At 69.1% G+C, this 13,544-nt stretch carries 9 protein-coding genes; 6 read left to right on the forward strand and 3 right to left on the reverse strand.

Going from position 1 to position 13,544, the window contains the following annotated elements:
• Positions 1 to 136: 136 nt before the first annotated feature.
• Both OG588_RS43900 and OG588_RS43905 read left to right on the forward strand, forming a co-directional pair.
• A complete protein-coding gene (locus OG588_RS43900) occupies positions 137 to 2,398 on the forward strand; it encodes a glycoside hydrolase family 9 protein (protein WP_405952133.1) in 2,262 nt (753 codons plus the stop codon).
• A 114-nt stretch (positions 2,399 to 2,512) separates the two neighbouring features.
• Positions 2,513 to 3,547, forward strand: coding sequence for a glycoside hydrolase family 6 protein (locus OG588_RS43905; RefSeq protein WP_405952134.1), 1,035 nt, complete (start codon positions 2,513 to 2,515; stop codon positions 3,545 to 3,547).
• A 54-nt stretch (positions 3,548 to 3,601) separates the two neighbouring features.
• Here the strand turns inward: OG588_RS43905 and OG588_RS43910 are convergent, their stop codons facing one another.
• Positions 3,602 to 5,563 (reverse strand): DUF2264 domain-containing protein, encoded by a 1,962-nt coding sequence (locus tag OG588_RS43910; protein ID WP_405952135.1) that lies wholly within the window; start codon positions 5,561 to 5,563, stop codon positions 3,602 to 3,604.
• Positions 5,560 to 6,597, reverse strand: a complete 1,038-nt coding sequence (locus OG588_RS43915; protein WP_405952136.1) for a LacI family DNA-binding transcriptional regulator — start codon at positions 6,595 to 6,597, stop codon at positions 5,560 to 5,562. The genes OG588_RS43910 and OG588_RS43915 overlap by 4 nt, the downstream gene beginning before the upstream one ends.
• Positions 6,598 to 6,910: 313 nt before the next feature.
• Between OG588_RS43915 and OG588_RS43920 the strand changes: the two genes are divergently transcribed.
• Genes OG588_RS43920 through OG588_RS43930 form a run of 3 tightly spaced genes read left to right on the forward strand, consistent with a single transcriptional unit; the run spans position 6,911 to position 10,330 of the window.
• A complete protein-coding gene (locus OG588_RS43920) occupies positions 6,911 to 8,401 on the forward strand; it encodes an ABC transporter substrate-binding protein (protein WP_405952137.1) in 1,491 nt (496 codons plus the stop codon).
• A gap of 9 nt (positions 8,402 to 8,410) precedes the next feature.
• The gene (locus OG588_RS43925; protein ID WP_405952138.1) at positions 8,411 to 9,406 is read left to right on the forward strand and encodes a carbohydrate ABC transporter permease; all 996 of its coding nucleotides are present in this window, start codon (positions 8,411 to 8,413) and stop codon (positions 9,404 to 9,406) included.
• 54 nt (positions 9,407 to 9,460) lie between these two features.
• Positions 9,461 to 10,330: a carbohydrate ABC transporter permease gene (locus tag OG588_RS43930; protein WP_266864936.1), complete on the forward strand. Its 870-nt coding sequence runs from the start codon at positions 9,461 to 9,463 to the stop codon at positions 10,328 to 10,330.
• A gap of 42 nt (positions 10,331 to 10,372) precedes the next feature.
• On the opposite strand, the gene OG588_RS43935 is transcribed toward OG588_RS43930, so the two are convergent.
• Positions 10,373 to 11,401 (reverse strand): glycoside hydrolase family 43 protein, encoded by a 1,029-nt coding sequence (locus OG588_RS43935; protein WP_405952139.1) that lies wholly within the window; start codon positions 11,399 to 11,401, stop codon positions 10,373 to 10,375.
• A gap of 142 nt (positions 11,402 to 11,543) precedes the next feature.
• Between OG588_RS43935 and OG588_RS43940 the strand changes: the two genes are divergently transcribed.
• A complete protein-coding gene (locus tag OG588_RS43940) occupies positions 11,544 to 13,361 on the forward strand; it encodes an ABC transporter ATP-binding protein (protein ID WP_405952140.1) in 1,818 nt (605 codons plus the stop codon).
• Positions 13,362 to 13,544: the final 183 nt, after the last annotated feature.

A 13,544-nucleotide genomic window follows, 5' to 3' on the forward strand; every position in this document is an offset into this window, starting at 1 on the left:
AGACTGTGGATGTGGCTGTGGAAGTGGCTGCGGAAGAGACTCCTGTGTGTGAAGTCTTGACAGCCTCGCCGCCCCCGCCCACCATCTGGCACTGACGCCGCACCGAGCCGGGACCCTGTCACCGAGAGGGCCCGGTATGTTCCGCAGCACCAGATTCCGCAGGACCAGATGGGGCGCGGTCGTCCTCGCGCCCGCCCTGACCGTCGTCACCCTGGCCGCGACCCCCGTGCTTCCCGTGACCTCCGCGCAGGCCGCCGACGCGCCCTACGAACGGGTGCTCAACGGCACGTTCGACAACGGCAAGACCTCGTGGTGGAGCAGCGGCAACACACCGTCCGCGGTCAACCTGGGCCGCCTGTGCGCCGACGTCCCCGCCGGGACCGTCAACGTCTGGGACTCGATGATCGGCCAGAACGACATCCCGCTGGAGGCGGGTCAGCCCTACACCCTGCGCTTCACCGCCTCCGCCACCCGGGACGTGTCGATCCACGCGGTGCTTCAGGTGCCCGCCGCCCCGGTCACGACGACCTTCAACAGGACCGCCGCGCTCACCACCACACCGAAGACCTTCCAGTTCACCGGCAACTCCACCACCGCCAACCTGCACGCCCAGCTCTCCTTCCAACAGGGCGGCGCCACCCAGCCGTTCACCCTCTGCCTCGACGACGTCTCCGTCACCGGCGGCGCGATACCCCCGGGCGGCGGACGCGACTTCGGTTCTCCGGTGCGGACGAACCAGTACGGCTACGCGGTGCACGGCCCCAAGAAGGCGTCCATCGTCAACTCCTCGACGAAGCCCGTGCGTTGGCGTCTGCTCGACGACTCGGGTGAGGTCGTGAAGTCGGGCCGCACCGACGTCCAGGGCACGGACGCCGCCTCCGGCGACCACGTACACATCGCCGACTTCAGCTCGGTACGCAAGGCCGGTACGGGCTACACGCTCGTCGTCGGCGACGCGACCAGCTATCCGTTCGCCATCGCGGAGAACCCCTACACCACCCTGCGCAAAGACTCGTTGGGGTACTTCTACGACGTCCGCAGCGGTACGCCCATCGAGGCGCAGTACGCCGGCGACGCCTACGCCCGGCCCGCCGGACACATCGGCGTGGCCCCCAACAAGGGCGACACCGACGTGCCCTGCCTGCCCGGCACCTGCGACTACTCCCTTGACGTCCAAGGTGGTTGGTACGACGCGGGCGACCAGGGCAAGTACGTCGTCAACGGGGCCCTCGCGGCCTGGCAGTTGATGGACTCCTACGAACGCTCCCGCGCCGAGGGCGACACCGCCGGGCTGCGCGACGGACTGCTGAGCATCCCGGAGAACCACAACGCCGTCCCGGACGTCCTCGACGAGTCCCGCTGGGAGACGGAGTTCCTGCTGAGCATGCAGGTCCCGGCGGGCGAACCGCTGGCCGGCATGGTCCACCACAAGGTGCACGACCTGGCCTGGAGCGCCCTGCCCACCCAGCCCGACAAGGACTCCCAACCCCGTTACCTGCACGCGCCGTCCACGGCCGCGACCCTCAACCTGGCCGCCGCGGGCGCCCAGTGCGCCCGGGTCTGGGCCCGCTACGACGCGGACTTCGCCCGCACCTGCCTGACCGCCGCCGAGACCGCCTGGAAGGCCGCGCTCGCCCACCCCGACATCTACGCCCCGAGCAGCGACAGCGTCGGCGGCGGAGCCTACGCCGACACGGACGTGAGCGACGAATTCTCCTGGGCCGCAACGGAGTTGTACGCCACCACGCACGACCGCGCCTACCTGTCCCGCATCGACACGGAGATCACCCCGGCCGGGTTCTCCTGGCGGGACACCGGCGCACTGGCCGACCTCACCGTCGTCCGGCTGCCGAACCGCTTCCCCGCCCGCATGGTCGCCGCCGCCCGCAAGCGGGTCCTCGCCGTCGCCGACGGCTTCGTACGCGATGAACGCTCGCAGGGTTACCCGAACCCCAACCTCCCCACCGACGGCGCCTACGTCTGGGGCTCCAACAGCGTCACCGCGAACAACGCCATGGTCATCGCGACCGCCTACGACCTCACCCACCGGGACAGCTACCGCAGCGCCGTCCTGGAGTCGATGGACTACCTCCTCGGCCGCAACGCCCTGAACCAGTCCTTCGTCACCGGCTACGGCACCCAGGCCAGCCACAACCAGCACAACCGCATCTGGGCCCACCAGATAGACCCCAACTTGCCCAGTCCGCCTGCGGGTTCACTCGCCGGCGGCCCCGACTCCGCCCTCCAGGACCCGGTCGCGCAACAGAACCTGGTCGGCTGCGCCCCCGCCACCTGCTACATCGACGACATCTACTCGTACTCGACCAACGAGATCGCCATCAACTGGAACTCCGCGCTCGCCTGGGTGGCCACCTTCGCCGCCGACTCCGCGCGCTGAGCGCCACTGCCTGAACGCACGAACCGCCGTGGCTCCGGCCGCGCTTGGACGAGCGCGGCCGGAACCGAGCCGAGGGGCCCACGGCAGCCCCGACCCAAGAGATAGGGACGCACCATGCGTTGGAAAGCCCTGCTCAAAACCAGCCCCCGGGGTACCGCCTCGCTCACAACCGGCCCGCACAAGACCGCCTCGCTCAAAACGGTCTCGCTCCGAACTGCCCTGATCTGTCTGCTCGTCGCGCCGCTGTCGCTCGTGGCGACCGTTTCGGCGGCAGCGGCCAGCCCGGTCTCCCTGACGAGCGGTTTCTACTCGAACCCCGACTCCGGCCCGGCCGTCTGGGTCCGCAACAACCCCTCCGACTCCCGTGCCGCACGCATCCAGTCGGCCATCTCCTCCCAGCCGATCGCCCGTTGGTTCGCCAACGAGAGCGCGGGCATCGGACCGGCCGTGTCCGGCTACGTCGGCGCGGCCGACAGCCACGACAAACTGCCGGTCCTGGTCGCGTACAACATCCCGGGCCGGGACGCGTGCGGTGGCGAGTCGTCCGGCGGCGCGGGCAGCGTGGCCGCCTACCGCACCTGGATCTCCACCTTCGCGGCAGCCGTCGGCACCCACCCCGCCGTGGTCGTCATCGAGCCGGACGCCCTGTCGGACTTCAGCTGCCTGACCAGCGCACAGATCACCGACCGCCTCGCGATGCTCTCCTACGCCACCCAGATGTTCCAGCAGAAGGCCCCCAACACCTGGGCCTACCTGGACGCGGGCCACACCAACTGGGTCGCCCCGGCGACCATGGCGAGCCGACTCAACTCCGCGGGCGTGGCCAACATCCGCGGCTTCTCCCTGAACGTCTCGAACTTCTACACCACCCCGTCCTCGGAGACCTACGGCAACTCGATCAACTCGGCGCTCGGCGGCACCTCCCACTTCGCCGTCGACACCAGCCGCAACGGCAACGGCTCCAACGGCGAATGGTGCAACCCGGCCGGGCGGAAACTCGGTGTCACCCCGCGTGTGGGCGGCGCCGAGGACCTGCTGCTGTGGGTCAAGACACCGGGCAACTCCGACGGGCAGTGCGGCATCGCACCGACGGTGCCCGCCGGACAGTTCAGTCCCGATCTCGCCGTCAGGCTCATCGACGGCACGTGATCCCGGTGTGGGGCGCGGGCCCCTGACAGCCCGCGTCCCACACCGTCCAGTTCATCAACTCGGCGGCTCCAGGCGGACATTGTCCTGGGTGCCGTCGGGCCAGGTGACAGACGCGAGGGCGGTGCCGTCGCCGTCGTAACAGACCTCAAGTCGTACGGCTTCGGCGGCACCCGGCCCCTCGACCACTCCGGAGAGACAGACCAACGCGGCGTAGACCGTGCCCAGTTGGACCTCTGTCGTGGTGGCGAGCCAGGGTGTCGCCGAGTGTGACCCGAAGGCGTTGGCGTCGCGCGCGGTGGCGACGCCCGCCTCGTCGAAACCGCGCAGGCCGACCACCGTGCTGGACAGGCCGGTTGGGCTGCGCGCCCATGCCGCGGGCTGTGGCTCCAGGTGCATGGCCGGCGGTTCGGCGGCGGCCAGGCAGTAGCCGCCGAGGCGCAGCCGCAGCGGTTCCTGGACCGGGCCGTCGACGCGCGTGAGCCGTACCTCCAGCGGGCCGTTCAGCACGGACGCCGTCGTGATCCATGGACCTGTACGGAACTCGGGCGCGGGATCGTGGGCGTACGGGGCGGGCACCGGGCCGACCGGCCAGTGCGCGCGATGGCGGGAGACGGCGGTGCGCACGCCGAGGTGCAGGCGGGTCAACGGGCGCCGGTGGGACGGCCGTTCCTCGGTGTCGAGCAGTGCGATGTGCGAGTCGATCGGGTCGTTCAGGCTCGCCTCGGTGCTGTCGGGCGCGGCGTGGGTGGCGTAGGCGAGGCGGCTGTACACCGGATCATCCGCCTCGGGGGCGGTGCCGTCACCGAAGGCGTGGTCGCTGCCGTGGTTGACGACGCGTACGACACCGTCCGCCGCCGTGCCGGAGACGAGCCACCCCGGGGCGGTCAATGTCCGCCGTACGTCCCGGGTTTCGATGGGCGACGCCTCCTCCTTCTCCGACCAGACCGGATGCTCGGCCGACAGCACCAGCCCGGCGAAGCCCTTGCTCGACCAGTACGGCGAACCGGGCCCCGAGTACGGCTGCCGGATGGCGGTGAACTTCCCGTGCCAGCCCAGTGGTTGGAGCCCGCGCTCGTCGAAGCAGCCGACGTCGGTGAAGTGCCGTAGGACTCCGCTCGCGAGGCGGCGGGTACGGCCTGCCGGCAGGGGAGTGGCGTCGAAGACGGCGCCCGCCCACAGCGGGCAGAGCGTCGCGTAGCGGTACGTGAGGGAGCGGCCCTGGAACAGCGGGGCGCCGTCGGCCGCCACCAGGTGCTGGGCATCGTCCAAGTAGCGGCGCAGCCGGGCCCGGTAGCGGGGGAGGAGAGCAGGGTCCGCGTCGGCGCCGGAGATGCGGCAGTACCAGAGCGGGTAGTAGTGCATGGCCCAGCCCGAGTAGTGGTCGAAGTGGCGGAGCGGGCCGCCGGTGCCGCTCCCGTCGGAGTACCAGCCCTCGCCCGCGTACCAGGTCTCGGTGCGCGCGATCGCGTGGTCGATGTCGGGCGCGCTCCACGGGGCGCCGACCGAGCGCAGGAACGCCGACACGATCGCCCTGAACCAGACCCAGTTGTTGTCGGGGACCTCGCTGCCGAGCAGGTCCGTCATCCAGGCGACGATCCGTTGCTTTACGGCGTCGTCCAGCCGGTCCCAGATCCAGGGCCGGGTCTCGTGCAGTGCGATCGCCACCGACGCGCACTCCACCTTGGCCTGCCCGCACTCGCGCATGCTCGGCCAGTGGTCCGGCGAGTGCGGGTCGGTGCCGGCGGTCAGGCCCTCGGCGTACCAACTGGCGTGTCCGTACGGGTCGTTGTCGCCGGAATGGGCCAGGCGGAAGCCCGCGAGAAGGAAGGTGCGCGCGAAACCTTCGAGGCCGTCGCTGTGCCGGCCGTTGCGGCTGGCGGGACCGGGCAGGTGGAGCAGGGCGTGCCGGTTGGTGGCGTACGGGCGGACGGCGGTCAACTGCGCGTCGGCCAGCGCCTCCCAGTGTGTGCGCGTCCAGCCGGTGTACGGGGAGAGGAGCCGGTCCTCCGGTATCAACTGTCCACCTTTCCAAGGGTGTTGAGGCGGGCCGGGGGCGCCACCGACTGCCGTACGACGACGTGCGAGCCGAGCACCACCCGGCGGCTCGGCGGATCCATGGGGCGGCGGTGCAGGGCGAGACGGGTCGCGGAGCGGCCGAGCTCCTGCTGCGGGACGTGCACGGTGGTCAGCCGGGGGTAGAGGTCCTCGGCGAGCGGGATGTCGTCGAAGCCGACCACGGAGAGGTCGTCGGGGACCGAGCGGCCCAGGTCGCGGGCGGCGGCGATGGCACCGGCGGCGCTCATGTCGCTGGCGCAGAAGATCGCGGTCGCGTCGGTGTCGGTGAGGAGACGGCAGGCCGCCTCGTAGCCGGACTCCCGCGTCATGTCGCTCTCGGCGACGAGTGCCGGGTCGGGCTTGACGCCGTGGGCGCGCAGCGCCCGTTCGTATCCTTCGAGGCGCTGGCCCGCCACGCTGAACTCGTGCGGGCCCGCCAGGTGGGCCACCCGGGTGTGCCCGGCGGAGAGCAGATGGCTGGTGGCGGCGAAGGCGCCGCTCTCCATGTCGCACTCCACCACGTCCACCGGCGCCTTCGCGCCGCCCTTCCACGGCCGGGCGCAGAGCACCAGACGGGAACCTGCCCGCTCCAACCCCTCGGCGGCGGCGGTGAGTTGGGTGAGATGCTCCTCGGTCTCGGCCATGCCGCCGACCAGGATGATCGCCTCCGCACCTCGCTGACGCATCAGCTCGATCACCGACAACTCGCGCTCAGGGACACCCTGGGTGGAACAGACCAGGCAGACGCGACCGTCGGCGACGGCCTGTTCCTCCACCCCGGAGGCGACGTTCATGAAGAACGGCGAGGTGATGTCGTTGACCACCATCGCGATCAGCCCCGAAGTCGTGTTCAGGGAGCGGGCGTTGGCGTTGACCACGTAGTCGAGGTCCTGCACGGCCTGCATGACCCGCTCGTGCGTCGCCGGAGGTGCGGTGTACGCCCCGCTGAGAATCCGCGACACGGTGGCGACGGAAACGCCCGCGCGCGACGCCACGTCACGGATCGTCGCCCGACCTGCGGAACCCCGACCTTGAGCCATGCTCTGCTTCTCCTCGCCCCGGTGAACAGCCGATGTAAGTAACACCGATGAAAAAGTTACACAACTGGCGAGGGTTTCTCTACGCCCAAGGCGCAGGTACCTGTTGGGACTTGTCCAGGATCGCCGAACCTCTTGACGGCTGCGAGACCTGCCCTTAACGTCCCGGTTACTGTAAACGGTTCAGTGAACGTTACATGCCGCTCGGCAGCCGTCGGCATTCCCTTCGCATCCCACTGCCCCCTTCTTCTCCGCCTCGGAGGAACACCAGATGACTTCGTCGAACGTCTCCAGACGCGGCCTCCTGCACACCGCCGCACTCGGCGCCGGCACCCTCGCCCTGGGCGGCGGCCTGAGCGCGTGCGGCTCCGGCTCCCCCTCCTCGGCGGCCGACGCGCTCACCTACTGGGACTGGTACGTCACCCAAGCCCCTTGGGTGGACAAGGAGATCGAGCTCTTCGAAAAGGGCCACAGCGACGTCAGCGTCAAGAAGACCACCCAACAGAACGCCAAGTACCCGGACTTGGTCGCGCTCGCCAACCGCAGCGGCAACCCGCCGGACGTCTTCATGATCCCGCAGGTCCCCAGCGTCGCCGAGCAGGTCGCCAAGGGCTGGCTGCACCCGCTCGACGAGTGGGCGACCCCGGCATGGCAGGCGCGTTTCCCGGAGGGCACCTTCCTGGAAGGCGCCAACGTCTTCGGCGGCAAGGTCTATTCGGCTCCGCTCAAGGGCTCGGGCCCGCAACTCCAGCTCTACGTCCACCACGGCGTCTTCAAGTCCGCCGGCCTGACGAACCCGGACGGAAGCGTGAAGCTGCCCCGCACTTGGGACGAAGTCACCAGCGCCGCCCAGACGATCACGAAGAAGAGCGGCGGCAAGGCGTACGGCTTCGGCTTCGGCAACGCCGACGGCATCGGCGTCCTCGCCTGGTGGCTGGACCTGTTCGTCCGCGGTGCCGGCGCACCCGGCGGCGCCCCCACCGTGCCCGGCACCGGCATGGACTACCGCGTCGGCAAGTGGACGTTCGGCACCGACCGGGCGTACGCCGACTTCCTGGAGCTGTTCGTCGAGTGGAAGAAGCGCGGCTTCTTCCACCCCAACTCCGTGAGCCTGTCCGACGAAGCGGCCCGCGCCTTCTTCGAGCGCGGCAAGTTCGGCATGACCGTCGGCGGTGTGTGGAACCAACCCGAGTGGACCCAGCACAAGTTCACCGACTACAGCCTGGTCACCCTGCCCTCGCCGACCGCGACCCCGAAGGGCTACTACTACGCCGACCCGGTCGGCAACGGCACCTTCGCCGCGGTCTCCGCCAAGAGCAAGAAGGCGCACGAGGCGTTCCAGTGGCTCGACGCGCTGACGTCCCCCGCCGCCGGGCGCCGCTGGGTCGAGGACCTCAACGGCGTCTCGGCCCACCCCGCGAACAACAACCCGGACGGCATCGACTCCAAGCCCTTCGCCGCCTTCATCGGCATGACCGAGCAGGTACTGCGCGGCCCGGTGCCCCTCGTACGCAACCCGGAGCTGGCCGGCGTCGCGCCCAGCGTCCCCAAGCCGGACATCAGCGATGTGGTCACCGGCGTCTACACGGGTCAAATCAAGGACGTCCAGGGCGCGTTGAGCAGCCTGGCCGACAAGAAGTACCAGCTCCTGTCCGACGCGGTCGCCGCCGTGGCCAAGCAGGGCAAGAAGGTCAGCATGTCCGACTACGTCTTCGCGGACTGGGACCCCACCAAGCCGTACACCACGAAGAAGAAGGCGTGAGCCGTCACCATGTCACTCCTCGACACCCGCGAGCGCAAGCGAGCGTCCCCGACCCCACCACCCGCCGCCGCCCACCCCGGCCTCGGCCGCCGCATCCGCGCCGCCAAGTGGTCGTACCTCTATCTCGCCCCCATGGCCGTACTCCTGCTGGCCTTTGTGGTCTACCCGATCTTCGCGTCCTTCGGCTACACCTTCTACCGCTGGAACGGCATCGGCGCACCCGGTGACTACGTGGGCCTGGCCAACTTCCGGCAGATCCTGCACGACAGCATCTTCTGGGGCGCGGTCGGGCACACCTTCGTCTACGCCTTCGTGCTCGTCCCGGTGCAGCTGCTCCTGGCGTTGGCGCTCGCGCTGGTGCTGAACAACCCGAAGCTCAAGTTCGCGCTGTTCTTCCGGACCGTCTACTTCATCCCGGTCGTCACCTCGGCCGCGGTCGTCGGCGTCGTCATCCAGCTCATGCTCGCCAACTTCGGTGATTCGGCGGGCAGTCTGCTCGCCAAGACCGGGATGACCAACGGCCACATCGACTGGCTCGGCGACCCGCACACCGCGCTGGCCGTGATCATCGCGATCGGCATCTGGCACACCCTCGGCTACAACCTCGTCTACTTCCTCGCCGGACTCCAGACCATCCCGGCCGAGTTGTACGAGGCGGCGAAGCTCGACGGCTGCGGCCCCGTGCAGTCCTTCTTCCGCATCACCATCCCGATGCTGCGCCAAGTCGGCGTCGTCATCGTGGTGTTGGCGTTCATCGGCAGTTTCCAGGTCTTCGACCTGGTGCAGGTCCTCACCGGCGGCGGCCCGTACTTCGCCACCGAGGTCGTCAACACGTACATCTACCACCTGGCCTTCGGCGGCTCCGCGGGCGCCGCCGCCGAGCCCGACATCGGCCTGGCCTCCGCCGCCTCGTTCCTCTACGGGCTGCTGCTCATCGTCTTCTCCGCGCTCCAGGTTCTCGCCCTGCGCGGGATCAGCCGTCGGCGCGCGGCCGCAGACCAATAAGACGACCAATAGGCCGACCGATCAACGGCCGCCAACCAGCAAAGGGTCACGTCGATGTCCACACTGTCCCAACGTCCGCGCCCGCGACCGCGGTTGAGCCTGCGCCAGGGCCGGCGCGGACTGCTCTATCTCGCGCTGCTCGGCGGCGGCCTCATCTGGCTCTACCCGTTCCTGTGGGCGCTCGGCAGCTCACTGAAGAGCACCGACGGCTTCTTCTCCGGCGGGCTGAACCCGATCCCGTCCGAGTTCCACTGGTCCAACTACAGCGAGGCCTGGACCCAGGCGGACTTCAGCCGGTTCTTCGTCAACACGGTCCTGTTCGCGACCGGCACGGTCATCGTCACCCTGCTCGCCACCTCCATGGCGGGCTACGTCCTGGCCCGCACCGAGTTCCCCGGCAAGAAGATCTGGCTGGGCCTGGTCGGGGTGACGCTCTTCCTGCCGCACGGCTACACGATCATCCCGGTCTTCGACCTGATCCAGCGGCTCCATCTCCTCAACACCCTCTGGTCGGTGGTCATCGTCCAGTCGGCGGGCGGGATGGTCTTCGGCACCTTCCTCTTCATGGGCTACTTCACGACGATCGACCGGGGGTTGGAGGACGCGGCCCGCGTGGACGGCGCAAACTTCCACCAGATCTTCTGGCGGATCATGCTCCCGCTGTCCGGACCGATGCTGGCGACCGTCGGCCTGTTCGCCTGCATCAACGCCTGGAACAGCTTCTTCATCCCGCTGGTCTTCACCCTCTCCCGCCCCGAACTGCACACCCTGTCCGTCGGCATGTTCAACTTCATCGGCCAGAACTCCACCGCCTGGACGCTGGTGTGCGCGGGGTCGGTCATCACGCTGCTGCCCATCGTCCTGATCTTCATCGTGCTCCAGCGGTTCTTCATCAACGGGCTGGCCGGCGCGGTCAAGCAGTAACGAGGATCGGGTGTCGGGGAGTTGAGGGCAGCGGTCGACGGATCATCCGCCGCCGTCGAGGTCCTTCCGCTGTCGCAGCACCCGCAGTTCGTGACCGACGATCTCCATGTCGTACAACTTCCCCCGCGCGTTCTCGAACGGCCGGTGCAGGATCATCATCAACCGGCCTTCGAACGTGTGGAACAGCATGCCGTGACCGCTGTCGTTCCGGACCAGCGGTCGCTGTTGCTGCCAAGGCCCCTTTACCTCACCGGACTTGGAGACCGCGTAGGTCTGCACGTAGCCACCGGTGAGGCTGCCGTCCGCGCCGACCACGTTCTTCTCGTACGTCGACCACAGCATGAGCAGCGACCCGTCGGGGGTGCGGTACAACTGCGGGCCGTCCGTGACGTAGGGCGGGAGTTGGTGCGGTACACCGGCGGGGATCTCCTCGCCGATCCACGGCGCGTCCGAGGCCTTGAAGAGGAAGACCGGGTCGCCGATCGTCCCGGTCAGGTCCGGGGCCAGCCGGATCGCCTCCATCGTGCCGTCGACGGTCTGCACCCACTCGTGCGCGTACACCATCCACGGCTGCCCGGACGGGTCGACGTACACCGTGCCGTCCAGGGTCATGAGGTGCTCGGGCGGGGTGGGGCGCGCGGGGTCGACCGAAGTGAAGGGGCCCAGCAGGGATTCGGACACGGCCGTGATCGTGCCGCGCCGGTGGTTCGCGAGCTGGAACGGCGTGCCCCAGCGGCCAGTTGGAGGCACCGGGAGCGTGCTCCTCTCGTCGTGCAGAGTGGTGAACAGGTAGTACCTGCCGTCCCAGGCGTGCACCTCCGGCGCCCAACCGCCGTCCCCTGCCCAGAGCTCGGCCTGCTCCGCGGCCAGGAACACCACCACGGGACGCGCCCAGTCGCGCAGGTCACGGCTGCGGTAGACCATCGTGCCGACACCCTGCACACCGGACACGGACGGGTCGTTGGACGTGTAGAGGTGATAGGTGCGGGTCACGTCGTCGGCCACGACGAACGGATCGTGCAACGGCATGTCGGCAAGCCGCATCGGCTCGCTCACTGGATCGGTCGCCATGGTGTCACCGTAGGGCCCGCAAACCCCCTGCGCATCACAGCTGTTGAGGGAAAAACGCTTGGACCACGCGGGCGTGGACGCGGGACACTGCCACTTCCGGCCTGCCCTTTCACCGGGCTGCCGTCGACACCACGGGGTGGGAATGGGATCGCCTGAATCGCGCGACACCGGACCGCGCAAAGGCTCGGTGTTACTCGCTCTTCGTTACTACGGACGGGAGTTGGCCCGGCTCCGCCGCTGGACCGCGCCCGCCACACTGTTGCCCGCGGTGGGCAACATCGGCATCAACTACATCGCGCCGCTGATCGTCGCCAAGCTCGTCGGCCGTATCGCCGGCGACGCGGGCATCAGCGTTCGCTCGACACTGCCGTACGTCCTCGGGTTCGCCGGTGTCCTGCTGCTGGCCGAGGTGTTGTGGCGCCTCGGACTGCACTGTCTGAACCGGCTGGACGCGCTCGGTATCGAGCACCTGTATGTGATCGGCATGGACGAACTCTTCGCCAAGGACGCCGCGTTCTTCCACGACAACTTCGCCGGGTCGCTCACCAAGCGGGTGTTGAGCTTCGCCTCCCGCTTCGAGGAGTTCGTCGACACGATGACGTTCCAGGTGGTGGGCAGCCTGGTGCCGCTGCTGTTCGGCTCGGTCGTGCTGTGGCGCTACGAACCGCTGCTCGTCGTAGGCCTGTTGGCGATGATCACGCTCACCGCCCTGGTCGTCGCGCCTCTCATCCGGCGCCGCCAGGCACTCGTCGACGAGCGCGAGGAGGCCATCGCCCGGGTGTCCGGCCATGTCGCCGACAGCCTGATGAACATGGACACGGTCCGCGCGTTCGCCGCCGAGGAACGCGAGGCCGCCGAACACCGCTCCCGCGTCGCACTGTCCAGGCGCCTCACCCTGCGCTCCTGGGACTACGGCAACCTGCGCATCGACACCCTGGTCGCACCGCTGTCCGTGTTCACCAACGCGCTGGGCCTGCTGCTCGCCGTCGCGCTCGGCGGAGGAACACACGGTGTGGAGGCGGTGGTTGTCGCCTTCACGTACTACAGCAACGCGACCCGGATCATGTTCGAGTTCAACCAGATCTACCGGCGGCTGGAAAGCTCGATGACCGAAGCCGCCCAGTTCACCGAGCTGTTGATGGCTCCGCCCAGAGTGGTCGACCCGGCCTCGCCGGAGCCCTTGCTGCCCCGGCCCGCGTCCGTCCGCTTCGAGAACGTCACCTTCGCCCACGCGGGCGCCGACACCCTCTTCGACGGACTCGACCTGACCGTGCCCAGCGGCACGAAGATCGGCCTCGTCGGCCGGTCCGGCGGCGGCAAGACCACCCTCAGCCGACTGCTGCTGCGGATGACGGACATCGACGCCGGCCGCATCCTGATCGGCGGCCAGGACATCAGCAGGCTCCGCCAGGCCGACCTGCGCAGCCTGATCGCCTACGTACCGCAGGACCCGGCGATGTTCCACCGCACCCTGCGCGAGAACCTCACCTTCGCCCGGCCCGACGCCACCGACGCCGAGGTCCGCCGGGCCGCCGAGGCGGCGCACGTCACCGAGTTCGCCGACGCGCTGCCGGACGGCTTCGAGACGATGGTGGGGGAGCGCGGGATCAAGCTCTCCGGCGGCCAGCGCCAACGCGTCGCGCTCGCCCGGGCGATCCTGCGCGACGCCCCGATCCTGCTGCTCGACGAGGCCACCAGCGCCCTCGACTCGGAGAGCGAGATCCTCGTCCAGGAAGCGCTGTGGCGGCTCATGGAGGGCCGGACCGCACTCGTCGTCGCGCACCGGCTGAGCACCGTCGCCGGCATGGACCGGCTGGTCGTCCTCGACCGCGGCCGGATCGTCGAACAGGGCACGCACCAGGAGCTGTTGGCCGCCGAGGGCGCCTACGCGAAGCTGTGGCAGCACCAGTCGGGCGGCTTCCTCGACGAGAGCCCCGAGCAGCCCGCCGACCTGCACTGACGGCCCGAACACCGGCCGGATTCCCGGGACTTCAGCCATCGGATTCCCGGGACTTCGGCGATGCCTGATGGACAACCGGTTTCTAATCGACCACATTCCAGCGCCGTCTCGCCGAGGTTACCCAGTCTTTTCGAAAGTTCGCCCAAGGTCTTGACGCCGTTTCCAAGCCGGAAGAAGCTCTGC

The sequence above is a fragment of the Streptomyces prunicolor genome (assembly GCF_045162825.1).
Lineage (GTDB): Bacteria > Actinomycetota > Actinomycetes > Streptomycetales > Streptomycetaceae > Streptomyces > Streptomyces prunicolor.

Coding starts and splice junctions, on each gene's coding strand:
- OG588_RS43900 (WP_405952133.1), top strand. CDS start 137: ATGTTCCGCAGCACCAGATTCCGCAGGACCAGATGGGGCGCGGTCGTC.
- OG588_RS43905 (WP_405952134.1), top strand. CDS start 2,513: ATGCGTTGGAAAGCCCTGCTCAAAACCAGCCCCCGGGGTACCGCCTCG.
- OG588_RS43920 (WP_405952137.1), top strand. CDS start 6,911: ATGACTTCGTCGAACGTCTCCAGACGCGGCCTCCTGCACACCGCCGCA.
- OG588_RS43925 (WP_405952138.1), top strand. CDS start 8,411: ATGTCACTCCTCGACACCCGCGAGCGCAAGCGAGCGTCCCCGACCCCA.
- OG588_RS43930 (WP_266864936.1), top strand. CDS start 9,461: ATGTCCACACTGTCCCAACGTCCGCGCCCGCGACCGCGGTTGAGCCTG.
- OG588_RS43935 (WP_405952139.1), bottom strand. CDS start 11,401: ATGGCGACCGATCCAGTGAGCGAGCCGATGCGGCTTGCCGACATGCCG.
- OG588_RS43940 (WP_405952140.1), top strand. CDS start 11,544: ATGGGATCGCCTGAATCGCGCGACACCGGACCGCGCAAAGGCTCGGTG.